The organism is Micromonospora sicca, from assembly GCF_003172935.1.
Classification (GTDB): domain Bacteria; phylum Actinomycetota; class Actinomycetes; order Mycobacteriales; family Micromonosporaceae; genus Micromonospora; species Micromonospora sicca.
This window is the reverse complement of the sequence record NZ_QGKS01000212.1, coordinates 1-26,348: the sequence shown is the minus strand read 5'-3', so window position 1 is coordinate 26,348 and position 26,348 is coordinate 1. Positions and strand designations below refer to the sequence as shown.

Here is a 26,348-nt window from a genome sequence, read left to right as displayed (position 1 = left end):
AGATCGAGGCAGACGACCCACAGCGGTCGGTGCCCCACATTAGGGAAGCCCCGGGGTGATATCAAGGCGGCCATTTGTTCAATCACGTTTGCGCAACCGCTTGCACACCAAGGGTATTCATTTACTTGCCAACGATGGCCGTCAATACGTCGTCGAGGGTCACCACACCGAGCGGCCGGCGGCCGTCGCTCACCAGCACCATGTGTCGCCGCTCGCGCCGCATCGACAGCAGCAGGTCGGCCAGCGTACGGTCCGGCGGCACCACGGCCAGCGGCCGGTAGACCTCCGCCGGCACCGGCTCGCGCCGACGCGCGCCGGCGTACCCCAGCACGTCCTTTACGTGCACGAAGCCGAGCACCCGGCGGGTGGACCGCTGGACCACCGGGAAGCGGGACCGGCCGGTGCGGGTGGCCAGCACCTCCAGCGAGGCGGGTGAGACGTCCTCGGCCACCGTGGTCACCGTCGACCACGGCTGCAACGCGTCCGCCGCCGTCCGGCTGTGCAGGGCGAGCGCGCCGGTGATCCGGGCGTGCTCCTCCGCATCGAGCAGCCCCTCGGTACGCGCCTGGGAGACCAGCCCGGCCAGCTCCTCCGCCGTGAACACCGTCTTCACCGCGTCGGTCGCCTCGACCCGCCACAGCCGCAGCACCTGCCGGGCCGACCACTTCATCGCCAGCAGCAGCGGCTTGGTGGCCACGCAGAACGCCAGCATCGCCGGCCCCAGCCACAGCGCCGACGGCTCCGGCCCGGCCAGGGTGATGTTCTTCGGCACCATCTCGCCGACCACGGTGTGCAGGAAGACCACGATCCCGAGGGCGATCACGAACGCCACCGGGTGCACCGCGCCGGCGGGCAGCCCGAGCGCCTCGAACGGCAACTCCAGCAGGTGCGCCAGCGCCGGCTCCGCGATCGCGCCCAGCCCCAGCGAGCAGATGGTGATCCCGAGCTGCGCCCCCGCGATCATCAGCGGGATCTGGTTCATCGCGGACAGCGCCCATCGGGCGCGCTTCGAGCTGGCGGCGAGCGGCTCGAGCACCGTACGACGGGACGCGATCAGCGCGAACTCGCCGCCCACGAAGAAGGCGTTGCCGAGCAGCAGCAGCACGGCGATCAGCAGCTCAGTCATCGTCGTCGGGCTCCTCCGGGCGGAGCACCCGGACCTGCTCGATCCGGTGCCGCTCGACCTCGACCACGGTGAACTCGTACCCGCCCTCCTCGATCGTCTCGCCCGGCACCGGGATGTGGCCGAGCCGGGCCATCAGGAAGCCCGCCAGGGTCTCGTACGGGCCCTCGGGCAGCCGGAAGCCGGTCTGCTCGGCCAGCTCGTCCTCGCGCAGCACACCGTCCACCAGGACGGTCCGCTCGCCCCCCGGCACGGTCAGCTCGGCCGGCCCGAGGTCGTGCACCGCGTCCGGGTCGAACTCGTCGGCGATCTCCCCGACCAGCTCCTCGACCAGGTCCTCCACGGTCACCACGCCGTCCGTGCCGCCGTACTCGTCGACCACGATGGCCAGGTCGGCGCCGGCGCCCTTCAGCGCGGCGAGGACGGCGTCCAGGTCCAGGCTCTCCGGGACGTACACCGGTTCCCGGGCGACCGCGGCGACGGTCGTGGACGCCCGGCGGTCCAGCGGCACGCCGAGCGCGTCCGGCACCCCGGCCACGCCGGTGACCAGGTCCAGCGTCTCCTCGAAGACCGGGAACCTGGTCCGCCCGGTCTGCTGGGAGAGGCTCAGCAGCTCGGCCACCGTGGCGGTGGCCCGCAACGCGATCACGTCGACCCGGGGCGTCATCGCCTCGGCGGCCCGCTTGTCGCCGAACCGGATGGTCCGGCGCAGCAGCATCGCGGTGTCCGGCGGCAGCGCGCCGGCCCGGGCGGAGATCGCCGCGAGCAGTCCCAGTTCCTCGGGCGACCGGGCGCTGGCCAACTCCTCCTGCGGCTCCACGCCGAGCTGGCGGACCAGCCGGTTGGCGGAGTTGTTCAGCGCCCGGATCAGCCAGCCGAACGTCCGGGCGAAGCCGCGCATCGGCGCGGCGGTGGCCAGCGCGGCCGGCATCGGCCGGGCCAGCGCCAGGTTCTTCGGCACCAGCTCGCCGAAGAGCATCGAGATCAGCGTCGCCAGCGCCAGGGCGAGCAGCGGGCTGAACCGGTCGGCGCCGCCGACGGGCCGCAGCAGCGGGGCGACGAGCCGGGCCAGCGCCGGCTCGGCCAGGTAGCCGGTGAGCAGCGCGGTGATCGTGATGCCGAGCTGGGCGCCGGAGAGCTGGAAGGAGAGTTCGCGCAGCGCCGTACGTACGGTGACGGCCCGCGCGTCGCCGCCGGCCGCCCGCCGGTCGATCTCGGCGCGGTCGACCGTGACCAGGGCGAATTCGGCCGCGACGAAGAACGCGTTGCCGGCGGTCAGCAGCACGAAGCCGACCAGGGGCAACAGCGTGCCGAGCAACAGGCTGTCGATGAGCGCGATTGTTCCACGGGCCGACCCGGGGCACGAGTTCACGCCGGCCGGGGGTGGCGGGCGCCTCCCCACCCACGACGACGGCGGTGGCACCTCGGGGGTGCCACCGCCGTCGTGCGTCCGGTTGTGCCGGGGGTACGACCTCAGCCGGCGACCGGCGCGGTCTTCTTCTCGCCCGGCGCGGCTTCCGGCTTGACCGAGCGGAGCAGCACGCTGGCGACGTCGATGACCTCGACCTGCTCGCCGGCGCCCTTGCCGTTGACCCCGTCGTTGAGCATGGTCGAGCAGAACGGGCAGCCGACGGCGACGGTCTTCGCCCCGGTGGCCATGGCCTCCTCGACCCGGTCCACGTTGATCCGCTTGCCGATCTTCTCCTCCATCCACATCCGGGCGCCGCCGGCGCCGCAGCAGAAGGAGCGCTCGCTGTTGCGCGGCATCTCGGTGAGTTCGCCCTGGATGGCGTCGCCGAGGACCTCGCGCGGGGCGGCGAAGACCCGGTTGTGCCGGCCCAGGTAGCAGGGGTCGTGGTAGGTCACGCCGCCGTCGACCGGCTGCACCGGGGTGAGCTTGCCCGTGCTGACCAGGTGGGCCAGCAGCTGGGTGTGGTGCACGACCTCGAACTCGCCGCCGAGCTGGCCGTACTCGTTGCCGAGGGTGTTGAAGCAGTGCGGGCAGGTGGCCACGATCTTGCGCTTGGCCTTCTCCCGGCCCTCGAACGCCTCGTTCAGGGTCTCGACGTTCTGCTGGGCGAGCATCTGGAAGACGAACTCGTTGCCGATCCGGCGGGCCGGGTCACCGGAGCAGGTCTCGCCCTCGCCCAGGATCGCGAACTTCACGCCCGCCTCGTTGAGCAGCGTCGCGACCGCCCGGGTGGTCTTCTTGGCCCGGTCCTCGAACGCGCCGGCGCAGCCGACCCAGAACAGGTACTCGAAGTCGTCGACCTCGCCGACCCGCGGCACCTCGAAGTCGAGGCCCTTGGTCCAGTCCTCGCGGGTGTGCTGTGGGGCGCCCCACGGGTTGCCCTTGTTCTCCAGGTTGCGCAGCATCACGCCGGCCTCCGACGGGAAGCTCGACTCGATCAGCACCTGGTAGCGACGCATGTCGACGATGTGGTCGACGTGCTCGATGTCCACCGGGCACTGCTCGACACAGGCGCCACAGGTGGTGCAGGACCAGAGCACGTCCGGGTCGATGACGCCGCCCTCCTCGGCGGTGCCGATCAGCGGGCGGTCGGCCTCGGCCAGCGCCAGCACGTCCATGTGGGCGAGCTGCGCGGCGGTGGCCTTCTCCTCGCCGGTCAGGTCCTTGCCGCCACCGGCCAGCAGGTACGGCGCCTTGGCGTACGCGTGGTCGCGCAGGCTGAGCACCAGCAGCTTCGGCGACAGCGGCTTGCCGGTGTTCCAGGCCGGGCACTGCGACTGGCAGCGGCCGCATTCGGTGCAGGTGCTGAAGTCGAGCAGGCCCTTCCAGCTGAACTGCTCGACCTGGGCGACGCCGAACTGGTCGGACTCCGGGTCGGCCTCCTCGAAGTCGAGCGGCTTGCCCTCGCTCATCATCGGTCGCAGGGCGCCGAGGCCGGAGCCGGCGGGCTTGGCCGGCTCGCGCTTGAAGAAGATGTTGGGGAACGCCAGGAAGCGGTGCCAGGCGACACCCATGGTGACGTTCAGCGAGATGACGATGAGCCAGGTCATCGAGATGACGATCTTGATGAGGGCGGCGACGCTGACGCCGGCCGTCCAGGCCGGCAGCGCGGCGCCGACGGCGTGGCTGAGCGGGGTGGCCCAGACCGGGTACTCGAAGTGGTCGGTGGCGACCTTGAAGCCCCGGATCACGAAGCCGAAGATCAGGACCAGCAGCACGACCCACTCGACGAAGTAGCCCTGCCACATGGTCGAGCCGGTGAACCGGGACCGGTTGCCGGGCCGGTTGGGCCGGTTGCGCAGCCGGATCGCCATCAGCACCACGATGCCGACCAGGCCGAGGATGCCGATCAACTCGGTGGCCAGGGCGAAGATCGTCCAGTGCCCGATGATCGGCAGCCCGCCGCCCGGCGTGACCACCTCGAAGTACGCCTCGAGCACCAGCAGCGACAGCACGATGAACCCGACCATCACGAACCAGTGCGCGGCGCCCACCACGCTCCACTTCAGCATGCGGGTGTGACCGGCGGTCTCCACCAGCATGGTCTTCGTGCGGGCGCCCTTGTCGGTGAACCGCTCCGGCGCCGGTTGACCCAGCCGGATGACTGCCACCATCTTCATGACCGCGCGTACCGCAAGCCCCACCGCCACGGCGGTGATGGCGGCCGCGAGGATCGTGGCGACGATCTGGACGCTGCCCATCGAGTTGGCCTCCCGGTCTGCTGCCTGTCGAGCGGCTCGGCGACCGGGGACGGCTCACGGCGCGGGTGGCGTTGCGCCGCTCCCGCTGCCCCGACCCGACCGGTCGATGACCTCGCTCCGCTCGGTCATGCAGTGCAGCCTACGCGCAAGGTTACCCAGCAGTAACGTGAGTCATCTCGCATCCGGCCACGCCGCCCTGCCGACACCTTAGGTGGACCGGCCGGCGCGCGCCGGACAGGGGCGTGCTGGCGTGACCTACCTCCGTCGCCGAGGCGCCGGTCGGGGCCGGCCGACCCGGCGCACCACAGGTCGACGGCCCGGCCCCCGGGACGGGGAACCGGGCCGGACTTCGAGCGGGTCAGCGCCAGCGGGAGAGCAGGATCAGCGAGGCGACCATCGCGCCGAAGCCCACCGCGAGGTTCCAGTAACCCCACGACATGACCGGGTACGCCTGCTCGGAGAGGTAGTACACGACCAGCCAGCCGATCCCGGCGACGATCAACGCGACGGCGGTGATCGGCAGCCAGATCGGGCTAGGCTTGCGCGTCGCCGCCGTCGCCGTCGGACGCACGTCCGTCGGCGGGGTGTACACCTTCTTCTTGCGGACCTGAGACTTGGGCACGACGCTCTCCAGAGGGGGTGACGACCTCGTCCGGCCTGACAACCGGGCGCGGGGGCGACGGTCCATGGCCAATAATGTTCGACAGCTAGCGTAGTCCCGACGGACCGTCCAGGCCACGAATGGGGTCAGGCCGGTGCGCGGAGTGACCGAAAAGGGTGGGACTTTTCGGGTCGAGCAGAGCGGTCCGCCCCTCCCGGGCCGGCCCGAGACGACGGGGAAGGAAACGCCCGGTGGAGTACACGTCCGGCGCCGCCTCCTGGCAGAAGGTCCTCCGGCGAGCCGCCGCCGGCCTGCTGCCGCGACGCCCACGGCAGCGACGACCGGGCTGGGCGGTCGGGGTGCCGTTGATCGCCGCCGCGGCGGGACTGCTCTTCACCACCACCGCGACCACGGCCGGCGGCACCGCGCTGCGGGAGGACCGGCGCCCCCAGCTCACCCAGCTGATCGAGGACCGGCGCGAGCAGGTCGAGACAAGCGAGCAGCGCGCCGCCCGGCTGCGCGCCGAGGTGGAGAGCCAGACCGCCGCCCTCGCCGACACCGACGGCCCGATCAAGGCCCAGCGGGACCGGGCCGCCGCCAGCCGGCAGGCCGCCGGGTTCACCGCGCTCACCGGCAGCGGGGTCACCATCGAGCTGGACGACGCGCGCCGGCGCAACGACCAGGCGCTGCCCAAAGGTGCCAGCAACGACGACCTGGTCGTCCACCAGGGCGACGTCCAGGCGGTCGTGAACGCGCTCTGGGCGGGCGGAGCCGAGGCCATGTCAATCATGAATGTCCGCGTGCTCAGCACCAGCGCGGTACGCTGCGTCGGTAACACCCTGCTGCTGCACGGCCGGGTGTACTCCCCTCCGTTCAAGATCGTTGCGATCGGCGATCCCGCTGCCCTCCAGCAGGCCCTCGCCGCGTCCGAGGGAGTCCGGTTGTTCAGGGAAGCGGTCGACCACTACCAGCTCGGCTACTCCGAGCACGTGTCCACGGTGACCGTGCCGGCGTTCGAGGACTCGACCGCCCTCCGGTCCGCGAAGGTGCCCCGGTGACCCAGGACGGCCGCCCCCCGGGGCAGGACGGGCGCCACCGCGACCAGAGCGAGGACCCGACCGCGTTCGTCCCCAGGGTCGACCGTCCGGCCCCGCCCCGGCCCGCACTCGACCTGCCCTGGCCGGAGCCGACCGGGAACCGCTCCCCGTCGCCCGGTCCATCCGCGGCCGCCCCCGCGCCGGTGCGCCGGCCGGACACCGCGGGCCCGACCGACGCCCCCGCCGGCCCGGCCAACCCGTACCGTTCCCCGCCACCGGCCTGGCCCGGAAACGCCCAGGCCAGTCCGCCGGCGCCGGCCGCCCCGCAGCGACCGGCCGCGCACGAGCCACCGCGGCCGGAGCCGCCCGCCTGGCAGGTGGCCACCAACCAGGCCCCGCACCGTCCAGCCGACGAGCCCGGACGCCGGATTCCCACCGCCCCGCCGGCCGCCCAGGTGGCGCGACACCCGGCGGACCAGCTCGCGCCACACCCGGCCGACCAGGCCCCGCGCCACCCGGCGAAGCAGGCCGAACACGGGCCGGCCGGGCCGCCGACGAGCCGTCCGAGCGGACCGGTGCTGCGCAGCGCCGTGGGCCCGTTCGTCGACCAGCCGGACCGCCGGCCGCCCGACCCCGGTGTTGCTGCCGGTGGCCGCGTCGGGGGTACCGGCCCCGCCGAGGCGCCGCCGGCCCGCGCCGCGGGTGGCCGGACCGCCGACGAGCCCGCCGCCCGGCCGCTCACGGACCGCCCCACCACGCCGGGCGTACGTCCGGCGACCGTCGGCGACGCGCCGACCGCGATCATCCCCACCGTGGGCGCCCGGCCGGAGAGCCGACCGGCCGCCCCCCGGGACGGCGGCACATCCGGCAGCGGAAGCGCCGGACGGACCGGAGGCGCGCCCCGTCGCGGAACGCCCGCCGACGCCCATTCCGGGATGGTCGACGGCGACCCGAACCGGCCGGGGGCCGGTGTGGGGGGTCCCGTGGATCCGGCCGCGACCGCCGTGATCCCGGCCGTCACCGGCCGGCCGGTCCGCCACCCGGGCCTGGATTCGACCGCGCTGATGGGTGCCGTACCGCCTGTCCCGGACACCGGCGACGCAGCCGCTGGCGAGGCCGACACCGCGGCCGAGCCGCCGCGCCCGCGCCGGGGCGAACGGGTCGTACGACTCCGTCCCGAGCAGACCGGCGAGGGCTACAAGAGCGTCTACTCCGAGCTGACCCGGCCCTCCTTCGCGTCCCGGCTGCGGTCCGGCGTCCGGCTGACCGGCGAGGTGCTGATCACCTTCGGCCTGGTGGTGCTGCTCTTCGCCGGCTACGAGATCTGGGGCAAGTCGGTCATCGTCGACGCCCACCAGAACGACCTGACCAGCGAGCTGGCCCAGGAGTGGGCGCCCGACCCGACCGTCGGGCCTACGACCGGGCCCAGCAAGAAGCCGGCGCCGCCGGTGGAGGGCAAGCCGATCGCCGGCCTCTACATCCCCAAGTTCGACAAGCACTGGGTCGTGGTCGAGGGGGTCACCCCCGACGACATCCGGTACGCGCCGGGCCACTACCCGAAGAGCGCGCTCCCCGGCGAGGTGGGCAACTTCGCGGTGGCGGGGCACCGCATCCGGGCCACCTTCTGGCGGCTGGACGAGCTGAACACCGGCGACAACATCGTGGTCGAGGGCAAGACCGAGTGGTTCATCTACAAGGTCTACCAGAGCCACATCGTAAAGCCGTACCAGGTCGAGGTGGTGGCGCCGGTGCCGATGAAGCCGGACGCCAAGCCGACCGAGAAGCTGCTCACCCTGACCACCTGCAACCCCAAGTTCGACAACTACCAGCGCCTGATCATCCACGCCCGGCTGGACCACGCCCAGGCCAAGTCGGCCGGTCCCCCGGCCGAGCTGGGAGGCTGACGATGTACGCGTGGATCTGGCGCAAGCTCCCGTTCGGGCTGGCCGGCAAGCTGGTCGGCTCGCTGCTGCTCACCGCCGCGACGGTGGCGCTGCTCTGGTTCGTGGTCTTCCCGTGGGCGGAGCCGCTGCTCCCCTTCGACGACGTCCAGGTCACCCAGGACTCCGGCGACACCGGGGGCCAGGAGGGCGACCTCACCGTGCCCAGCAGCGCGCCCACGGATGAGGAACTGCCGTACAGCACCGAAACGAACAACGCCCCGCCCCCCACCACGAGCAGGTGAGCCGATGCGCGTCCTGGTGATCGACAACTACGACTCGTTCGTCTTCAACCTGGTGCAGTACCTCGGCCAGCTCGGCGTGGACTGCGAGGTCAAGCGCAACGACGAGCTCGACGTCGCCGAGGTCGGCCGGGTGGGCGCAGGCGGCGTCCTGCTCTCCCCGGGGCCGGGCAGCCCCGATCGCGCCGGCATCTGCCTGGACGTCATCCGGGAGTACGCCGGCAAGCTGCCCCTCTTCGGCGTCTGCCTCGGTCACCAGGCCATCGGCGAGGCGTTCGGCGCGACCGTCACCCGGGCGCCCGAGCTGCTGCACGGCAAGACCTCCGAGGTACGCCACTCCGGGGTCGGCGTGCTCGCCGGGCTGCCGGACCCGTTCACCGCGACCCGGTACCACTCGCTGGCCGTACTGCCGGAGACGCTTCCCGAGGAGCTTGAGGTCACCGGCCGGACGGAGTCCGGCGTGGTGATGGCGATGCGGCACCGGACGCTGCCGATCGAGGGGGTCCAGTTCCACCCCGAGTCGGTGCTGACCGAGGGCGGGCACCTCATGCTGGCGAACTGGCTGGCCGTCTGCGGCCATCCGGAAGCGCTGGAGCGGGCTCCGGAGCTGGCCGCCGAGGTGGAGGCCCGCCGCCGGGCCGCCTTCGCCGCCGCCTGACCGGCCAGCTCACCGTTACTGAGTGGCCGCTCCGGGTGGCCGGGTGGTGGGCAACGGCCAGCCTCCACCGCTACCCGGCGTGGTCGGCGTGCCGCTGGGGGTCGGGCTGGTCGGGGTAACGGTGGGCTCGGGCGGCGCGAAGTCGACGTAGATGGTGACCCGCTTTCCCTTCGCCAGCTCTTTCCTGGCGTCGGGGCTCTGCCTGCCGACCTTCCCTGCCTGATCCGGTGCCACCTCGTCGCCGTCTAGCACCCGCACCTCGTAACCGGCGTCCTTCAGCGTCCTGACCGCCTGGTCCTTCGGGAAGCCGACGACGTTCGGCACCTCGGCTACGTTGCCCCGAGAGACCTTCACCTTGACGGTGCTGCCCTCGGGGACCTTGGTACCCGCCTTGGGTTCGACGTCGATGACCGTGTCCTTCGCCTCACCGCTGTCGACGTACTGCTCATCGACGGTGAGGTTCAGGGCCGCCAGCTGCTGCTTGACGTTGTCGAGCCGGTTGCCCACCACGGGCGGAATGGCGACCTGCTGCGGGCCGCCGCACAGCTGGTAGGTCACCTGGCGGTTCTGTTCCAGCGGCGTGCCGGCGGCCGGGTCCTGTTGGACCACCGTGCCCTTCGTGCAGTCCGTGCCGGCAATCGGATCACCGGGCTGCGGAATGAGCCCCGCCTGCTGGATCTGGGCCCGGGCGACGGCCTCCGCCTTGCCCTTGAGGTCCGGCACGGCCACCTTTTCGTTGCCGCGATGGTTCAGCAGCAGGGCGGCGACCACGGCGATCACGGCGAGCACGCCGAGCGCCGCGAAGGTGGCGATCACCCAGGAGGAGCTCTTGCGCTTGCCCGGGTCGCCGACGCGGGCCGGGACCTGCCGGGTCTGCGGCCCCATCACCTGGGTCTGGTAACCCGCACCGGCGGCCGGGGCCATCGGGGCGGTCTCGTCCTCGCGCAGCACCGGAGTGGCCAGCACCGGCCGGCCGGCCGCCGCCCGCAACAGGTCGGCCCGCATCTCGCCGGCGCTCTGGTAGCGGTTGAGCGGGTTCTTCGACAGCGCCTTGAGCACGATCGCGTCGACCGCCGGGTTGACGTCGGGGTTGATGTCGCTCGGCGTCGGCGGCGCCTCCCGGACGTGCTGGTACGCCACGCTTACCGGGCTGTCCCCGACGAACGGCGGGTGCCCGCAGAGCAGTTCGAACAGCACGCAGCCGGCGGCGTACACATCGGAGCGGGCGTCGACGGCCTCGCCGCGCGCCTGCTCCGGCGAGAGGTACTGCGCGGTGCCGATGACCGCGCTGGTCTGGGTCATCGTGGTGGCGCCGCTGGCCAGCGCCCGGGCGATGCCGAAGTCCATCACCTTGACCTGGCCGGTCTGGGTGAGCATCACGTTGCCCGGCTTGATGTCCCGGTGGATGATGCCGTGCCGGTGGCTGAACTCCAGCGCCGCGCACATGTCCGCGCAGATCTCCAGCGCCCGGCGCGGCTGGAGCCGCCCCTCGACGCCGAGGACCTCCTTGAGGGTCCGTCCGTTGACGAACTCCATCACGATGAACGGCAGCGTCTCACCGGTCGGGGCGGTCTCCTCGCCGGTGTCGTACACGGCGACGATGGCCGGGTGGTTCAGCGAAGCGGCGTTCTGCGCCTCCCGCCGGAACCGCATCTGGAAGGTGGCGTCCCGGGCGAGGTCGGCCCGGAGCATCTTGATCGCGACATCCCGACCGAGCCGGAGATCGCGACCGCGGTGCACCTCCGCCATGCCGCCGTAGCCGAGCAGCTCGCCGACCTGGTACCTGCCACCGAGCAGGCGGGCCTGCGCTGTCATCGCGTCTCTCGTCCTTCGCTCGTCGTCGTCTCGCCGCCACCGGGCTGGAGCCGTACCCCACGACGGTACGACGTCCGGCCCGGATCGTCGGCTCCGTGGGCCCGCACCGCGCCGGAGGTCACGCTCACCGGAGCGAGCGCCCCGGTGTCACCGGACGCCGCGCTCTTCCGGAAGTTGTAGGAAATCACGCCGGAGCAGAGCAGGACCAGCGCGGCCACCAGGATGGCGGCCCACCACAGGCCGGTCCGGGACCGGCGGGGGGCCGGCAGCGGCGGAGCCGGGGCGACCGGCGGCCGGGCGTACCCCAGGGGATTGTGCTGGCGGGGCGGCGGCACCGACGACGCCCCACGCGGGGCGACCGGCGACGCCACCGGCGGCCGGGGCGCGGGTGCCGCCGCCGTCGGCCGGGACGCGAGCGGCGGGCGCGGCGCGACCGCGGACGGACCGGGCTGCTGCCGGGACGCGGTGGGGACCTGGGCGCGGGCCGACGGCGCGGCCGGCGACGCGGGTACGCCGGAGATCGGACCCGGGTGGGCGCCGGTACGCGCCTGCTGCGACAGCGCCAGCTTGGCCTGGCGGGCGACGCCGGCCAGCGCGGCGGCGCTCGGCCAGCGGGCCGCCGGGTCCTTCGCCAGGGCCCGCTCCACGATCGCCTTGACCTGCGGCGGGATGTCGTTGGGCAGGGGTCGCGGCGGCTCTTGCACGTGCTTCACGGCGATTTCGAGCGGGTTGTCCCCCTCGAAGGGACGCCGACCGGCGAGGCACTGGTACGCGACCACGCCGAGCGCGTACACGTCGGAGGCGGGAGTGGCGACCGCGCCGGTGGCCTGCTCGGGCGAGATGTAGGAGGCCGTGCCGAGCACCGAGCCGGCCGCGGTGAGCTGGCCGACCAGGTCGGAACGGGCGATGCCGAAGTCGGTGAGCACCAGCGTGCCGTTCGGCCGGACCAGCAGGTTGCCGGGCTTCACGTCGCGGTGCACGATGCCCTTCTCGTGCGCGGCGTGCAGCGCGTCGGCGGCCTGCGCCAACAGGGCCATCGTCCGGGCCGGGGTGAGCCGGCCGACCCGGCTCAGCGTGGCGGAGAGGGCGTCGCCCTCGACGTACTCCATCACCAGGAAGGCGATGTGCTGGTCGCTGCCGAAGTCGTAGACGTCGACCACGCCCGGGTGGTTGATGGTGGCCATGGTGCGTGCTTCGCCGCGGAACCGCTCGGCGAAGCCGGGCTCGTCGAGCAGCGCCGGGAGCAGGCTCTTCACCGCGACCGTACGGCCCAGCACCTGGTCGGTGCCACGCCAGACGTCGCCCATGCCACCGCTGGCGATCCGCTCGTCGAGGCGGTAGCGGTTGCCGAGCTGGACGCCGGGGCTGAGCATGTCAGCGGCCCCCGGAGTCGGCGATCGCCGCCTGCATGATCCTGCCGGCGATCCGGGCCGCCTCGGCGCTGCCGCCGCTGCCGGCCTGCTCCAGCTCCACGCAGACCGCGGAGACCGGGGTGCCGTTCTTGTCCAGCGCGAAGCCGATGAACCAGCCGTGGTCGGGCGTGTTCGGCCCGGACTGGGCGGTACCGGTCTTGCCGCCGACGGTGTAGCCGTCGATGGCGGCCTTCCGGCCGGTGCCGTTCTTGACCACGCTCTCCATCATGTCCCGCAGGTCGCCGGCGACCTGGCCGCTCACCGGCCGGCGCAGCTCCCGCGGCTTCGCGGTGTAGTAGCTGGTGGTGCGGTCCGGGGCGAGCAGCTGCTTGACCAGATACGGCCGCATCTGGCTGCCGCCGTTGGCGACCGAGGCGGCGATCAGCGCGCCCTGGAGGGGGGTCATCCGCACGTCCCGCTGGCCGATGGAGGACTGGGCCAGGGCGGCCGGGTCGGTGGCTCCGCCGGGAGCCTCCATGTCACCGGTCCGGCTGGCCGCCACCCCGAGGCCGCCCTCGCCGAGCTGCCCGACGGTCAGGTCCTCCTGCTCGAAGCCGAACTGGCGGGCCTTCTCCTTGAGCTTGTCGGCGCCGAGCTTCACGCCGAGCTGGGCGAAGCCGGTGTTGCAGGACTCGGTGACCGCCTCCTTGAGGGTCACCTGGGGCTCGGGGCAGATCGACTCCGCGGCGTTGCGGATCGGCTTGCCCGACGTCGGCGGAGTCCAGCTCCGCCCGGCCGGGATCTGGGTCTGCTGGGCGATCCCGCTCTCCAGCGCGGCGGCGGCCACCACGACCTTGAAGGTCGAGCCGGGCGGCAGCGTCTCCGACAGCGCCCGGTTGGCCAGCGGGCGTTCCGGGTCCTTCTCCAGCCTGTTGTACGCCGCCGACGCCTCGTTGGTGTCGTGGTTGGCCAGCGGGTTGGGGTCGAAGCTCGGCATGGAGACCAGCGCCTGCACCGCCCCGGTCCGCGGGTCGATCGCGATGGCCGCGCCCCGCTTCGCCCCCACCTGGTTGTCCTGGAGCTGCTTGAACGCCGTGTCCTGGGCCCGCTTGGAGAGGGTGAGCAGCACGTTGCCGCCACCGGTCTCCTCCCCGGTGAACATGTCCTTCACCCGGTTGGCGATCAGCTGGTCGCTGGTGCCGGCGAGGAAGTCGTTCTCGGTGCGCTCGATGCCGGTCTCCGCGAGGTTGACCGGCTTGTAGCCGAGCACGTGCGCGTACGTCTCCCCACCCGGGTAGGTGCGCAGGAACCTCAGCTTGCCGCCGGTCTCCTTGCTGAGCGCGTACGCGGTGCCGCCGACCTCGATGTTGCCGCGCTTGCGCTCGTACTCGGCCACCTGGACCCGGCCGTTGTAGTCGCTGTTGCGGTACTCATCGGCCTTGTACGCCTGGATCCAGTTGAGGTTCGCGAAGAGCAGGCCGAAGAGGATCATGACGACCACACCGACGCGGCGCAGGGGTGCGTTCACGGCCTGATCACCTCCGTCGGGGCCCCGTGCAGCTGCTCGGGCGGACCGCCGCTCGGGCGGGCCGCCGGGCCGCCGCCGGTCACCGGACGGCGGGCCCCGTCGGAGACCCGGAGCAGGACGGCGATGAGCAGCCAGTTCGCCATCAGCGACGAGCCGCCGGCGGAGAGGAACGGGGTGGTCTGGCCGGTCAGCGGGATGAGCTTGCTGATCCCGCCGACGATGACGAAGACCTGGAGGCCCAGGGTGAAGGCGAGACCGCCGGCCAGCAGCTTGCCGAAGGAGTCGCGCACCGCCAGCGCCGCCCGCAGGCCCCGCTCGACGACCAGCAGGTAGACCACGAGCAGCGCGGAGAGGCCGAAGAGCCCGATCTCCTCGCCGATGCCGGCGAAGATGAAGTCGGTCTGCACCTCGGGCAGCAGGGTCGGCTGGCCGCCGCCCGGGCCGGCGCCGAAGAGGCCGCCGGTGCCGAGGGTGAGCAGACCCTGGACGAGCTGATAGCCCCGGTCGTACGGCTCGGCGAACGGGTCCAGCCAGATCTGCGCCCGGTCGTAGAAGTTGAGGAACGGGCCGCCGACCGTGCTGCCCAACAGGTACGCCAGGTAGGCGCCGCCGAAGAAGAGGATCAGACCGATGAGCAGCCAGCTGACCCGTTCAGTGGCGATGTAGAGCGTCACCACGAACATGCCGAAGTAGAGCAGCGAGGTGCCGAGGTCCTTCTCGAAGACCAGGACCAGCAGGCTGATGATCCAGACCACCAGGACCGGGCCGAGGTCCCGCCCGCGCGGGAAGTCGATGCCGAGCACCCGCCGGCTGGCCAGCGACAGCACCTCGCGCTTGCGGACCAGGTAGTACGCGAAGAAGGCGAGCAGGGCGAGCTTGGCGAACTCACCGGGCTGGATCGAGAAGCCGCCGATCCGGATCCACAGCTTGGCGTTGTTGATCTCGGAGAACCGGGCCGGCAGCACCGCCGGGATCATGACCAGCACGATGCCGGCCAGGCCCAGGGTGTACGCGTACCGGGAGAGCGACCGGTGGTCCCGCATGATCGCCAGCAGCCCGGCGGCGAGGATCACCGCGCCGAGTGTCCAGGCGAGCTGCCGGCCACCCGTACCGGCGAAGATCGCCAGCGTCTCCCGGTCCGCCGGGGCCGCCTTGGCCAGGTCGTACCGGCGCAGGAAGCCCACGCCGATGCCGTTGAGCAGGGCGACCGCCGGCAGCAGCGCCGGGTCGGCGAACGGCGCCAGCCAGCGGATCACCAGGTGCAGACCGAGGAAGACCAGCCCCAGCGCGGCGGCCGGCATCCAGAAGTCCGGGGTGACCGTGTCCAGCACGTTCGCCTCGACCGTCGCCGAGTACGCCGCCACGAGGACCATGGCGAGCAGCAGCAGCGACAGCTCGGCGTTCCGCCGGGACCGGGCCAGGCGTACGCCGGGCTGCTCGCCCGTCGAGGCGGGCGAGGCTACCGGTACGGCCGCTGCGGTCACGGATGAGTCCTCGGTGTCGAGCCGACGCTCACTCCGGCGACCGGCAGCCCGCCGGGTCGACCGGCGGGACGGTGTCGGAGGGGACGGCGTCGGGAGTGGTGGTCGGCGCGGGTGTGGGGGTGACCGGCGGCCGGGCGCTGGCGCTGACGGGCGGGGCGACCGCGGAGGCGGTGACCGCCGGCGTCGGGCTGACGGCGGCGGCCGTCGGGCTGACCGCGGCCGCCGTCGGGCTCGGTGGGCACATCGGCTTGAGGTTCGGGTTCGCCGGGTCGTCGCTGGTCAGCTCGGCCAGCCGGCGCTGCGCGTCCGGCTCGCTCTTGGCCTGGATGCCCTGCTTGACCTGCTCCTGCGCGGCCAGCGTGAGGTCGTCCAGCTTGGCCCCGCTGGTGGAGTGCACGCTGGACAGGTCGAGGCCGGCGATCTGGCCCGGCACGCCGCGGAAGACGGCGAGCTGGCCCTGCTCGGTGGCGCCGACGTAGTACTGCCGCTGGGTGTAGCTCCACCCGGCGAACAGGCCACCGCCGAGGATGACCAGCAGCGCCAGCAGCATCGCCGCGCTGCGCAGCGGGCGGTGCCGGCGCCGTTCCGGCTCGTCGTCCCGGTTGTCCGCCGGCTCCTCTGGGGCCGGCGAGCGCGGGGCGGACAGCGCCGAGGCGCGGGCCGCCGGGGTGGAGACGTCGGCCGACGTGGCCATGCCCCGGTCCCGGGCGGCGGCGCCGCCGACGATCGGGGAGGCCTCGACGATGTCCTGGTCGGTGGCGTCGGCGATGATCACCGTGATGTTGTCCGGGCCGCCGCCGCGCAGCGCGAGCTGCACCAGGCGCTCGACGCACTGCTGCGGGTCGGGGTACTCCCGCATGGTGTCGCCGATGGTGTCCGCGCTGACCACGCCGGAGAGCCCGTCGCTGCAGATCAGGTAGCGGTCGCCGGGAAGGACCTGGCGGACGCTGTACTCCGGGTCGATGTCGCGGCCGTCCAACGCGCGGGTGAGCAGCGAGCGCTGGGGGTGGCTGCTCGCCTCCTCCGCGCTGATCCGGCCCTCGTCGACGAGCATCTGGACGTACGTGTCGTCCTTGGTGATCTGCGCGAACTCGCCGTTGCGCAGCAGATAGGCCCGCGAGTCACCGATGTGGACCATGCCGAGCTTGCTGCCCGAGAAGAGGGTGGCGGTGAGCGTGGTGCCCATCCCCTCCAGCTGCGGGTTGGCGTCCACGGTGTCGCGGAGTTGTTGGTTGGCGGTGCCCACGGCCGAACGCAACGCGTCGACGAGGGCGTCCCCTGGGACGTCCTCGTCGAGCGGCGCCATGGCACCGATGACGATGTTGCTGGCGACGTCACCGGCGGCCATACCGCCCATGCCGTCGGCGACGGCGAGTAGCCGCGGCCCGGCGTAGACGGAATCCTGGTTACCGTCTCGGATCAGACCGCGGTCGCTGTGGGCCGCATAGCGCAGGGTCAGAGTCATGGCCGTAATTCGAGAGAAGTGCGGCCGATCCGGATCGGCACGCCGAGGGGGACGGGGGTTGGTCCGGTGACCTTAGCGCGATCCAGATAGGTGCCGTTAGTCGAGCCGAGATCCTCGACGAACCACTGCCCCTCGCGCGGCACGAGCCGGGCGTGCCGCGCGGACGCGTAGTCGTCGGTGATCACCAGCGTGGAGTCCTCGGCCCGTCCGATGGTGATCTGGGCTTCGCCCAGGGTGATCCGGGTGCCGGCCAACTGGCCGGCGGTGACCACCAGCTGGTGCGCGGCCCTGCCCCGCTTCACCTTCGCCGGCTTCGCGGCCTGACCGGTCGAGGCGCCGACCGCGCGTGGCGCGGCCACCAACCGACCCGATCGGGCCCCGGCGAAGAGGTCCCGGCGGATGACGCCGACCACCGTGAACACGAAGATCCACAGCAGGATGAGGAACCCGAACCGGGCGACGGTGATGACGAGTTCCGGCAAGGCGGGTCAGCCGTCCACGCGGAAGGTCAGGGTGGTCGTGCCGAGCTGGATCATGTCGCCGGGGTTGAGGGCGACGGCGGAGACGCGCTGGCCGTTGACCATCGTGCCGTTGGTGGAGCCGAGGTCGGTCAGCACGACCTGGCCGCCGTCGAAGTCCAGCCGGGCGTGTCGCCGGGAGATCCCGACGTCGGGCAGGCGCAGGTTGGCCTGGTCGCCGCGGCCGATCACCGTCGAACCCATCTGGAGCGGGTAGGTGCGACCGTCGCCGGAGACCAGCCGCACGTTGCGACCGCCGCCCTGGCCGGGCGGGGGGCCGTAGCCGCCGCCCTGGTCGTACGCCGGGTACGCCGGCGGGCCGGCGTCGTAGCCGGCGGGCGCGGAGACCGGGGCGACGTCGCCGCCGGTGTAGACCTCGGCGGTGACCCGGAACATGCCGGTATCCAGCCCCTCGCCGCGCTCGATCTCGACGATCACGTCGCCGTAGACCGTCCAGGCCTGCTCGCCGATGAACTCCGCCTGCGACTGGGCCAACTCCTGGGCCAGCGCGGCGGCGTACGGCGCCAGCCTGCTGTGGTCGTACGGCGAGAGATCGATCACGTAGCGGTTGGGCACCAACGTGCGCCCACCGGCCAGGATCGCCTTGTGCGCCTCGGCCTCCCGCTGCATGGCGTTGAGGATCTCCACGGGGTGGACCACCCCTTTGAAGACCTTGGCGAAGGCCCCCTCTACCAGGCCTTCCAGACGCTTCTCGAAGCGTTGCAGCACGCTCACCGGCTCCTCCTCGGGTCCCGAGGCAATGATGGTATCTGGACACCGCCCGCGCAGCTCACACGCCGCTCGGCCGGCCACCGGCGGCCCGTTCGAACGGACCCCACGGGTCGTGCTACAGTTTCGTCCGCCACGAACGGTGATCGCTCGTGGCGATGACCGGTGACAGCGTAATATGTCTCGGCACCCGCCGCAGGTGGGGGGACCGCGATGGGATACGGTTGTTCCAGGTCGGGCCACGGGGAAGTGGCGGAATGGCAGACGCGCACGGTTCAGGTCCGTGTGTCCGAAAGGACGTGGGGGTTCAACTCCCCCCTTCCCCACCATCACGAGGGCTCCGCAGCTTGCGGGGCCCTCGCGTCATATCGGGGCGTGCCGGACGTCACGCTATGCTCCGATGGTTTCCCTGCCTCCTACTGACCAGGAGTGGCGTGTGACTGTCGCGTTGGTGACCGGCTCGGGCGGTCTGATCGGCTCGGAGGCGGTCCGGCACTTCGCCGGCCTCGGGCTCGACGTGGTCGGCATCGACAACGACATGCGGCAGGAGTTCTTCGGCGCCGAGGCGTCGACCGCCTGGAACGTCCGCCGGCTGACCGACGAGCTCGGCTCCGCGTACTCGCACCACAGCATCGACATCCGGGACCGGGACGCGCTGGCGAAGCTCTTCGCCCGCTACGGCCGGGACATCGCCGTGGTGATCCACACCGCCGCGCAGCCGTCGCACGACTGGGCCGTCCGGGACCCGTTCACCGACTTCGACGTCAACGCCGGCGGCACCCTCAACGTGCTGCAGACCGTCCGCGAGCACTGCATCGAGACGCCGGTGATCCACTGCTCGACCAACAAGGTCTACGGCGACCGGCCGAACAGCCTCCCGCTGATGGAGCTGGAGACCCGCTACGAGCTGCCCGAGGACCACCCGTACTACCAGGGCGTCCGCGAGGACATGTCGATCGACGCCTGCCTGCACTCGGTCTTCGGCGCCTCCAAGGTCGCCGCCGACGTGATGGTCCAGGAGTACGGCCGCTACTTCGGCATGAAGACCGCCTGCTTCCGGGGCGGCACACTGACCGGCCCGGCGCACTCGGCCACCGAGCTGCACGGCTTCCTCGGCTACGTGATGCGCGCGAACATGGAGCGCCGGACGTACAAGATCTTCGGCTACCAGGGCAAGCAGGTCCGGGACGCCATCCACAGCTCGGACGTGGTCTCCGCGTTCGAGGCGTTCTTCCGCAACCCGCGCTCGGCGGCGGTCTACAACCTGGGCGGCGGCCGGCACTCCAACATCTCCATGCGCGAGGTCTTCGCGCTGGCGGAGGAGATCACCGGCCAGGAGATGATCAGCGAGTACGTCGAGGCGAACCGGATCGGCGACCACAAGTGGTGGATCGGCTCGAACGAGGCGTTCCAGGCCGACTACCCGGACTGGAAGCAGGTCTACGACGTGCCGATGATCGCGCGCGAGATCTACGAGGCCAACGTGGACAAGTGGGTGCCGCAGGCATGACCACCGGCACCAAGCGGAACGTGCTCGGCGTGCTCGTCGACGCGACCGACTACGCCACGGCCACCGAGGCGGTCGTCACCGCGGCGCGGGAGCGCCGTCCGCTGGCGCTGACCGCGCTGGCCGTGCACGGGGTGATGACCGGGGTGCTCGACCCGGCGCACAACGCCCGGCTCAACTCGTTCGACGTGGTCACGCCGGACGGCCAGCCGGTCCGCTGGGCGCTGAACCTGCTGCACGGCGCGGGCCTCACCGACCGGGTGTACGGCCCCGAGCTCACCCTCCGGGTGCTCGCCCGCTGCGCCGACGAGGGGCTGCCGGTCTACCTGTACGGCTCCACGGAGGAGACCCTGGCGCGGCTGATCCCCGCGCTGGAGGAGAAGTTCCCGGCGCTGAAGATCGCCGGCGTCGAGCCGTCGAAGTTCCGTCAGGTGCAGCCCGGCGAGGACGTGGAGATCGCCGACCGGATCAAGGCCAGCGGTGCCCGGCTCGTCCTGGTCGGGCTGGGCTGCCCCCGGCAGGAGGTCTTCGCGTACGCCATGCGGCCGCTGCTGGACATGCCGCTGATGGCGGTCGGCGCGGCCTTCGACTACCACGCCGGCCTGCTGCGCAACCCCCCGCCGTGGATGCAGCGCGCCGGGCTGGAGTGGGTCTGGCGGCTCGGGCTGGAGCCGAAGCGGCTCTGGCGCCGGTACGTCATCCTCAACCCGGCCTACCTGTCCCGCCTGGCGGCCCAGAAGACCGGCCTGTGGAAGGCCACCCCGCCGCCCCCGGCCACGGAACGCCCGCCCACCTTCGCCGTCTGAGCCCGACACCGGCCGGCCGGCTGGCCTCGGCCCGGAAACGACGCCCGGCGGCCACCCGTGGAGGTGACCGCCGGACGCCGGTGGGAAGGTTGGCTCAGGAGACGTTCAGCGCGGTGTCGTCGAGGACGAACGAGGTCTGCAGGGAGATGTCCTCCACGCCGGTGAACTTGATCTGGATGGTCTGGCCGGCGTATGCGCCCAGGTTGAACGACTTCTGCGCGTAGCCGGTGTTCTTGTTCAGGTTCGAGTAGGTGGCGAGCGTGGCCAGCACCGAGCCGCTGCTGTTGAGCACCTGTACCCGCAGCGTGTCGTAGGCGGTGCCGGTGGTGGTCTCGGCGGTGTCGATGTGCAGCCAGAAGCTCAGGCTGTACGACGAGCAGCCGGCCGGCAGGGCCACCGACTGGGCCAGGGTGTCGGTGTGCGAGGTCCCGTACCCGTCCAGCCAGGCGTTCCAGGTGCCGGAGCGGGGCGGCTGGCCGGAGGAGCCGTACTGGCCGATCACCCCGGAGGTGGCGGTCCACCCGGTGTTACCGGACTCGAAGCCCGGGTTGGCGAGCTTCTGACCGGCGCCGGTGCAGCCACCGGTGCCGGTGACGGTGAGGGAGTAGCTCGCCGTCTTCGTGCCCGAGGCCGCCGTACCGCTGACCGTGACCGCGTACGTGCCGGGCGGGGTGCTCGCCGAGGTGGTGATGGTGAGGGTGGACGAGCCGCCGGAGGTCACCGTGGCCGGGTTGAACGCGGCGGTGGCGCCGGCCGGCAGGCCACTGGCCGAGAGGCTGACCGACTGGGCGGAGCCGTTGGTGGTGGCCGTGGCGACGGTGGCGCTCACCGAGCCACCGGGGGCGGTGGATCCGGCGGTGGGCGACACCGAGACGGAGAAGTCGTTGGTCGGCGGTGGTGTGCTGCCGTTGACCACGTAGAGCAGCCGGTTCGGGGTGCCGGTGCCCACGTTGGTCACCACGTTCGGGGTGGCGTTGTTGACCAGGCTGTCCCGCACCTGCTGCGGGCTCCACGACGGGTTCGCCGAGAGCACGAGCGCCGCGGCGCCGGCGACGTGCGGCGACGCCATCGAGGTGCCGCTGATCGTGTTCGTCGCGCTGCTGCCGGTGTACCAGGCCGAGGTGATGTTGACGCCCGGCGCCAGGATGTCGACGCAGGTGCCGTAGTTGGAGAAGCTGGCGGCGGCGTCGTTGTTCTGGGTGGCGCCGACGGTGATCGCGGACGCGACCCGGGCCGGGGAGTAGTTGCAGGCGTTCTGCCGGTTGCCGAGGATGTCGCCGTTGCCGGCCGCCACCGCGTAGGTGATGCCGGAGTTGATGGAGTTGCTGACCGCCGTGTCGATCGAGCTGTCGGCGGAGCCGCCGAGGCTCATGTTCGCCACCGCCGGCTTGACCGCGTTCGCGGTGACCCAGTCGATGCCGGACACCACCTGGGCGTTCGTGCCGCTGCCCTGGCAGTTGAGCACCCGGACGCCGACGATCTGAACGCCCTTGGCCACCCCGTACGAGGAGCCGCCCACGGTGCCCGCGACGTGCGTGCCGTGGCCGTTGCAGTCGTCGGCCGAGCCGCCGTCCACCGCGTCGAAGCCGGAGACCGCCCGGCCGCCGAAGTCGTTGTGCCCGAACAGCACGCCGGTGTCGATGATGTAGGCGCGCACGTTGCTCGCCGTGTTGGGGTAGGTGTACGAGCTGTTCAGCGGCAGGTTGCGCTGGTCGATCCGGTCCAGACCCCAGGACGGCGGGTTCGTCTGGGTGCCGGAGATCGAGACGGTGTGGTTCTGCTCCACGTACGCCACGGCGGGGTCGGCGGCGATCCGCGCGGCGGCGGGCGCGCCGACCCGGACCTCGAAGCCGCGCAGCGCCGCGCGCCAGGTGCGGGCGACGCTGCCGCCGTGCCGGGCGGTCAGCCGCCGTGCGGTGTCGGCGACCCGGCTGGGGGCGACGGCACTGTCCTTCAACACGACGATGTAGCTGTCGGCCACCGCGGTGGGGCCACCGGCGGCCCGGACGACGCCGGTCGGTTCGGCGGCCAGCGCGGGGCTGGCCGCCGCGAGCATCGTCAGGGCGGTCACGCCGACGAGTACGGACCTGTATGGGAGACCCATCTCCCTACCTCCCTCCGACCGGCACCCGATCGTCCGCCCGGCGAGGCAGGCAGATCGACGCTGACCGATCAGTCTGAGACTAGGTCAACGGGAGGAAGGTGGAACATGTCGAAGTTTCCATATCACCGGTGGGATGGCCCCTACGGGCTGACGTAGGGGCCGAACCGGGGGCCGGCCCCGGATCCGGTGAACGCCGAGCTCGGCGAGGCTAGTGGCATGGCTGACCAGCTCGCCGTGCTGCTCCCGGTCGCCGCCGTCTGGGTGGCCGCCGCCGTCGTCGCAGACGGACTGCCCCGGCTGGACCGCGCCCGCGCGCTCCGCCGGCGTACCGGATGGGTGTCCGCTCTGGTCCTGACCGGCCTGGCGCTGACCGCGGCGGTGCTGTTCACCGGCCTGCAGAACGCGGGCGGCACGGCGGTGGACCGGGCAGCCGGCCGCCTCGCCCTCGCGGCGGTCCCGGCGCTGCTGGTCGCGGTCTGCACCGTCCGCCGGGTCCGGCGGCTGCGGGCCGGCGCCGGGGCGTTCGCCCGGGCGCCGGAGACCCCGGCCCCGCACGGCCTGCGGGCCGCCGCCGCGCACCCGCTGATCGGGCTGCCGGTGCAGGTCACCGCCCTGGCGACCGTCCCGGCCGTGGTGTCGGCTGCCGGCCTCGACCTCTTCACCGGGCCCGGCCCGACCGGCGCCGCGGTCACCGTCGGCGTCCTGGGGATCGCCACGATCGGGGTACGCCATGCGCTGCGGCACAACCGGCTCGCCGAACGGGCGATGCCGGTGGCCGTCAGCTCACCGCGAGCGGCCGGTCCCCTGCACGTATAGCAGCTCCAGGATCGCCCGGGTCGCCTCGAACCAGCGGTCCAGCCAGCCGGGCGGCGGGACGCTGCCCTTCGGCGGCAGCTCCATCAGCAGGCCGCGCAGCAGCGGGTGGTCCACCAGGGACTCGGTGGGCTCCAGCGGCCAACCGGCCGGCGGGAACGACGGCTCGGTGAGCGGGTTCGGGTCCAGCGACGGCAGGGACAGTGGCGGACCGGCCTGCTCCGGCGGGGCACCGTCCCGACCACCGACCTCGCTGTCGGCGGAGACCACCTCGGTGAGCACGGTGTCCCGGCGGGCGCCGCGGTACTTGCCGCCGAACCGCTCCGGCTTGCCCGGGCCGTTGGTGAGGTTGTCTGAACCGATCGTCGTCATCCGTCTCGCCTGCCTCGCTCGGTTGCCGATCCGTGCGGTGTTGCCGATCCGTGCGGTTCAACGAGGCGGACCGAATGTGGCGACGGGTGACCCGCGCCGCCCCGTCCGGTGGACGGATCCGTGGACACGGGAATGGCCCGCCCGGCGACGCTGCCGGGCGGGGCCACGCTTCCCAAGTCCGGGTCGCCGGGTCAGGCCCGGGCGAACACACCGTCCCTGGCACCCGCGACGAAGGCGTGCCAGTCACCCGGGGCGAAGACCAGGGCGGGACCGGTCTTGTCCTTCGAATCCCGGACGCCGACCGCCCAGGTCACGTACGCGACCTCCACGCAGTTGTCACAGTTCGGCCCGCTCTTCGAGCTCTTGAACCAGGTCGCCTGCGTCAGGTCCACGGGGAACTCCTTGGTCGCCATTTCCACAGTGGCTCCTCTGCCAGTTTTGCGATGTGTGCGATGGATTCCTCCGGGCGTATGGCCGCTGCTCGAATGTGATCGAAGATGAAGCTGTACTTCTGCAGTTCGTCGCTCTTCTCCAGGAAGAGCCCACCCGTGGCGTTCTCCGCGTACACGACATCGGGATCACTCGGCTCGGGGAAGCTGAGGATCGTGAAGGTCCCGTCCATGCCGGCGTGCGCGCCCACCTCGAAGGGCAGGACCTGCAACGTCACGTTCGGCAGTTCGGCCACCTCCACCAGCCGTTTGAGCTGGCCACGCATCACCGCGTCGCCGCCAACCGGCCGGCTCAGCACCGCCTCATCGAGCACCACCCACAGATCGACCGAATCGTCCTGGGTCAACAACGACTGACGGCCCAGACGGACACGCACCCGCTGGTGAACCTGGTCGGCGGTGAAGTCGGGCCGGGCGGCCCGGATCATCGCCCCCGCATACTCCTCGGTCTCCAGCAGGCCCGGCACCACCTGCTGCTCGTACGCCCGGATCGAGCTGGCCGCCGCCTCCAGCCCCACGTACGCCCCGACCAGCACCGTGCTGTACGGATGCCACCAGCCCTTCTGGCGGGCCTCCCGGGCGATCTGCACCAGCTCGTCGCTCTCGGCGCCCACCACCCCGTAGATCCGGAGCATGTCCCGGACGTCGCGGGGGGTGGCGGTGGTGTGGCCGGTCTCGATCCGGGAGATCTTGGAGGCGGAGCACTCGAGCTGCTCGGCGACGGTCTCGATCGTGATGCCGGCGGACTCTCGCTGGCGGCGCAGTTCCGCCCCCAGGCGACGACGCCGGATGGTGGGGCTGCGCCGCTCGCTCACGACGTCGCTCCCCGGGTCGTGGTGCGGGAACCCCGGTCCCTCGCGCTCACCCGGCCACCTCCGGTCGCTCGCGCCCGGCTCGACCCCCGCCGGGGGCGCGACCCGTGGTACGGCGGGCGATCGTTCGCGGCAGGGGTGGTGCCGGTCGTCGACCGGCCGCGACGGGCGAAACCGGCGTCCAGTGTGCCGTCCCGATAGCGAGGTCATCAAGCATGTCGTTCACGTGTCCTGCTCGCGTATCGGCAAAAGTCGACGTGCAACTTGCATGAAGCACGTCACTGATGCACTCTGTCCGTATGGCACGGGTTACTCACCGTCCCCACTCGATCTCCCGACGTGGTGATCCCGCCGGTCGCTGGTCGGTGGGGGGTGAGCCGGCCCGAGCTGCCGTAACGAGACCTGCCCCGGGGTGAAGACCCCGCCGCTGCACGCCCGACGGCTGCGGCGGCGGGAGCGGTAACCGGGAGCAGCCGGGTGATGGTCGGGTGGCGGCGCGCCACCGCGGGTACGGCCCGACCAGCACCGAAAAGCGATCAGCCGGTCCACGAGGCACGACCTGCGTCACCGGGCCCGAACTGTCCCCCGATCAGCGCCCGCCGGCTCGCCCGCCGGCCGACCCTTCCCAGGAGCCCATGTGCTTCCCCGCTCCGGTGACGTACTGCACGTGACTCGCGCGGCGAGTGTCCAGTTCCTTCGACCGATCCTGTTCCGGGTGATCCGGGTGCTCGACTGGCCGACGTACGACGGCTGGCTGTGGCTCGACGGCTACGAGTTGAACGCGGCGGGGGACGCGGTCAACCGGCGGTCGATCTTCGTGCAGTCGGCCGGGCTGCGCCAGCTCCAGGCCGCGCCGGCGCCCCGCCCGCACACCGTACGCACCCGGCGACCGGTCGCCCGGACCCCGGTCGGAGTGGGCTGACACCGCGATTGCCAGGTCGGGGGGCGTGCCGCCGCCATAGAATCGGTATGCCCACCCCGGCGAAGTCTCCACCCCGCGCGTCCCGGACCCTGAACCTGGGATGGCCATGGTCAATCTGCCCGCCGCGCGGCGGCACCACCGGTCCCGTGTCGGTTACGCCTTCGGGCTCTTCGCACTCCTCGGCACCGCCACCGCACTCGCGGTCGCGGTCAACCTCCCCGCCCTCTCCGCCACCCAGCAGCTCAGCGAGCCCGTACCGGCTCCGGAGATCACCGTGGTCGGGGAAGGCACCGCACCGCCCGACGATCCGGTCGAGCCCGGCTGGGCCGGCGGATTCGGTGGTGAATCCCCGGGCGCGCAGCCACCAGCGCCCGCGGACCGGGCCGGGGAGGGCGCGGT

The 26,348-nt window shown here is 72.2% G+C and carries 23 protein-coding genes, 1 tRNA gene and 1 pseudogene; 10 read left to right on the top strand and 15 right to left on the bottom strand.

Going from position 1 to position 26,348, the window contains the following annotated elements:
* Positions 1–121: 121 nt before the first annotated feature.
* From DKT69_RS14265 to DKT69_RS14250, 4 genes are all read right to left on the bottom strand, one after another.
* Positions 122–1,126: a hemolysin family protein gene (locus DKT69_RS14265; RefSeq protein WP_109802046.1), complete on the bottom strand. Its 1,005-nt coding sequence runs from the start codon at positions 1,124–1,126 to the stop codon at positions 122–124.
* Entirely contained in the window at positions 1,119–2,426 is a 1,308-nt protein-coding gene (locus DKT69_RS14260; protein ID WP_109802054.1) for a hemolysin family protein, read from the bottom strand. The genes DKT69_RS14265 and DKT69_RS14260 overlap by 8 nt, the downstream gene beginning before the upstream one ends.
* A gap of 170 nt (positions 2,427–2,596) precedes the next feature.
* On the bottom strand, positions 2,597–4,795 hold the full coding sequence (locus DKT69_RS14255) for a (Fe-S)-binding protein (protein WP_109802045.1): 2,199 nt from the start codon (positions 4,793–4,795) through the stop codon (positions 2,597–2,599).
* A gap of 358 nt (positions 4,796–5,153) precedes the next feature.
* Positions 5,154–5,417, bottom strand: a complete 264-nt coding sequence (locus DKT69_RS14250) for a cell division protein CrgA (protein ID WP_109802044.1) — start codon at positions 5,415–5,417, stop codon at positions 5,154–5,156.
* Positions 5,418–5,647: 230 nt separating this feature from the next.
* Between DKT69_RS14250 and DKT69_RS14245 the strand changes: the two genes are divergently transcribed.
* The 4 genes from DKT69_RS14245 to DKT69_RS14230 are packed head-to-tail and all read left to right on the top strand — an operon-like array spanning position 5,648 to position 9,273.
* On the top strand, positions 5,648–6,454 hold the full coding sequence (locus DKT69_RS14245) for a DUF881 domain-containing protein (protein WP_109802043.1): 807 nt from the start codon (positions 5,648–5,650) through the stop codon (positions 6,452–6,454).
* Positions 6,451–8,337 carry a class E sortase gene (locus DKT69_RS39760; RefSeq protein WP_236647913.1) on the top strand — a complete coding sequence of 629 codons (1,887 nt, stop codon included), beginning with the start codon at positions 6,451–6,453 and terminating at the stop codon, positions 8,335–8,337. The genes DKT69_RS14245 and DKT69_RS39760 overlap by 4 nt, the downstream gene beginning before the upstream one ends.
* Positions 8,338–8,339: 2 nt before the next feature.
* Positions 8,340–8,618 (top strand): hypothetical protein, encoded by a 279-nt coding sequence (locus DKT69_RS14235; protein WP_109802042.1) that lies wholly within the window; start codon positions 8,340–8,342, stop codon positions 8,616–8,618.
* A gap of 4 nt (positions 8,619–8,622) precedes the next feature.
* Positions 8,623–9,273, top strand: coding sequence for an aminodeoxychorismate/anthranilate synthase component II (locus DKT69_RS14230; protein WP_109802041.1), 651 nt, complete (start codon positions 8,623–8,625; stop codon positions 9,271–9,273).
* 15 nt (positions 9,274–9,288) lie between these two features.
* Here DKT69_RS14230 and pknB read toward each other — a convergent pair whose 3' ends face one another.
* Genes pknB through DKT69_RS14195 form a run of 7 tightly spaced genes read right to left on the bottom strand, consistent with a single transcriptional unit; the run spans position 9,289 to position 18,170 of the window.
* On the bottom strand, positions 9,289–11,088 hold the full coding sequence (pknB, locus tag DKT69_RS14225; RefSeq protein ID WP_109802040.1) for a Stk1 family PASTA domain-containing Ser/Thr kinase: 1,800 nt from the start codon (positions 11,086–11,088) through the stop codon (positions 9,289–9,291).
* Entirely contained in the window at positions 11,085–12,461 is a 1,377-nt protein-coding gene (locus DKT69_RS14220; protein ID WP_109802039.1) for a serine/threonine-protein kinase, read from the bottom strand. The genes pknB and DKT69_RS14220 overlap by 4 nt, the downstream gene beginning before the upstream one ends.
* A gap of 1 nt (position 12,462) precedes the next feature.
* On the bottom strand, positions 12,463–13,968 hold the full coding sequence (locus tag DKT69_RS14215; protein WP_109802038.1) for a peptidoglycan D,D-transpeptidase FtsI family protein: 1,506 nt from the start codon (positions 13,966–13,968) through the stop codon (positions 12,463–12,465).
* Entirely contained in the window at positions 13,965–15,452 is a 1,488-nt protein-coding gene (locus tag DKT69_RS14210; RefSeq protein WP_109802037.1) for an FtsW/RodA/SpoVE family cell cycle protein, read from the bottom strand. The genes DKT69_RS14215 and DKT69_RS14210 overlap by 4 nt, the downstream gene beginning before the upstream one ends.
* Before the next feature lie 28 nt (positions 15,453–15,480).
* Complete coding sequence (locus DKT69_RS14205) at positions 15,481–16,917, bottom strand: PP2C family protein-serine/threonine phosphatase (protein ID WP_109802036.1); 1,437 nt, start codon at positions 16,915–16,917, stop codon at positions 15,481–15,483.
* Positions 16,914–17,399: an FHA domain-containing protein FhaB/FipA gene (locus tag DKT69_RS14200; RefSeq protein ID WP_088959602.1), complete on the bottom strand. Its 486-nt coding sequence runs from the start codon at positions 17,397–17,399 to the stop codon at positions 16,914–16,916. Before DKT69_RS14200 ends, DKT69_RS14205 begins: the two co-directional genes overlap by 4 nt.
* A gap of 6 nt (positions 17,400–17,405) precedes the next feature.
* Positions 17,406–18,170 carry an FHA domain-containing protein gene (locus DKT69_RS14195; protein ID WP_146231080.1) on the bottom strand — a complete coding sequence of 255 codons (765 nt, stop codon included), beginning with the start codon at positions 18,168–18,170 and terminating at the stop codon, positions 17,406–17,408.
* A gap of 237 nt (positions 18,171–18,407) precedes the next feature.
* Between DKT69_RS14195 and DKT69_RS14190 the strand changes: the two genes are divergently transcribed.
* The 3 genes from DKT69_RS14190 (at position 18,408) to DKT69_RS14180 (ending at position 20,477) form a co-directional block, all read left to right on the top strand.
* Positions 18,408–18,493, top strand: a tRNA-Leu gene (locus DKT69_RS14190).
* Between the two features lie 107 nt (positions 18,494–18,600).
* Positions 18,601–19,674, top strand: a complete 1,074-nt coding sequence (locus DKT69_RS14185) for an NAD-dependent epimerase/dehydratase family protein (RefSeq protein WP_109802034.1) — start codon at positions 18,601–18,603, stop codon at positions 19,672–19,674.
* Complete coding sequence (locus DKT69_RS14180) at positions 19,671–20,477, top strand: WecB/TagA/CpsF family glycosyltransferase (RefSeq protein WP_109802052.1); 807 nt, start codon at positions 19,671–19,673, stop codon at positions 20,475–20,477. The genes DKT69_RS14185 and DKT69_RS14180 overlap by 4 nt, the downstream gene beginning before the upstream one ends.
* 94 nt (positions 20,478–20,571) lie before the next feature.
* Here the strand turns inward: DKT69_RS14180 and DKT69_RS14175 are convergent, their stop codons facing one another.
* The gene (locus tag DKT69_RS14175) at positions 20,572–22,581 is read right to left on the bottom strand and encodes a S8 family peptidase (RefSeq protein ID WP_201749663.1); all 2,010 of its coding nucleotides are present in this window, start codon (positions 22,579–22,581) and stop codon (positions 20,572–20,574) included.
* A 216-nt stretch (positions 22,582–22,797) separates the two neighbouring features.
* Here DKT69_RS14175 and DKT69_RS14170 point away from each other — a divergent pair, with 216 nt between their 5' ends.
* Positions 22,798–23,397, top strand: a complete 600-nt coding sequence (locus DKT69_RS14170; RefSeq protein WP_109802051.1) for a hypothetical protein — start codon at positions 22,798–22,800, stop codon at positions 23,395–23,397.
* On the opposite strand, the gene DKT69_RS14165 is transcribed toward DKT69_RS14170, so the two are convergent.
* The 3 genes from DKT69_RS14165 to DKT69_RS14155 all read right to left on the bottom strand — a co-directional run bounded on the left by DKT69_RS14165 (position 23,365) and on the right by DKT69_RS14155 (position 25,030).
* Positions 23,365–23,766: a hypothetical protein gene (locus DKT69_RS14165; protein WP_109802033.1), complete on the bottom strand. Its 402-nt coding sequence runs from the start codon at positions 23,764–23,766 to the stop codon at positions 23,365–23,367. The genes DKT69_RS14170 and DKT69_RS14165 overlap by 33 nt on opposite strands.
* Before the next feature lie 191 nt (positions 23,767–23,957).
* Positions 23,958–24,179, bottom strand: a complete 222-nt coding sequence (locus DKT69_RS14160) for a DUF397 domain-containing protein (protein WP_109802032.1) — start codon at positions 24,177–24,179, stop codon at positions 23,958–23,960.
* On the bottom strand, positions 24,149–25,030 hold the full coding sequence (locus DKT69_RS14155; protein WP_109802031.1) for a helix-turn-helix domain-containing protein: 882 nt from the start codon (positions 25,028–25,030) through the stop codon (positions 24,149–24,151). Before DKT69_RS14155 ends, DKT69_RS14160 begins: the two co-directional genes overlap by 31 nt.
* Before the next feature lie 634 nt (positions 25,031–25,664).
* On the opposite strand from DKT69_RS14155, the gene DKT69_RS14150 reads away from it, so the two are divergent.
* Positions 25,665–25,949 carry a hypothetical protein gene (locus tag DKT69_RS14150; protein WP_109802030.1) on the top strand — a complete coding sequence of 95 codons (285 nt, stop codon included), beginning with the start codon at positions 25,665–25,667 and terminating at the stop codon, positions 25,947–25,949.
* Positions 25,950–26,049: 100 nt separating this feature from the next.
* Positions 26,050–26,348, top strand: a pseudogene (locus DKT69_RS39755) (hypothetical protein); the annotation flags it as partial.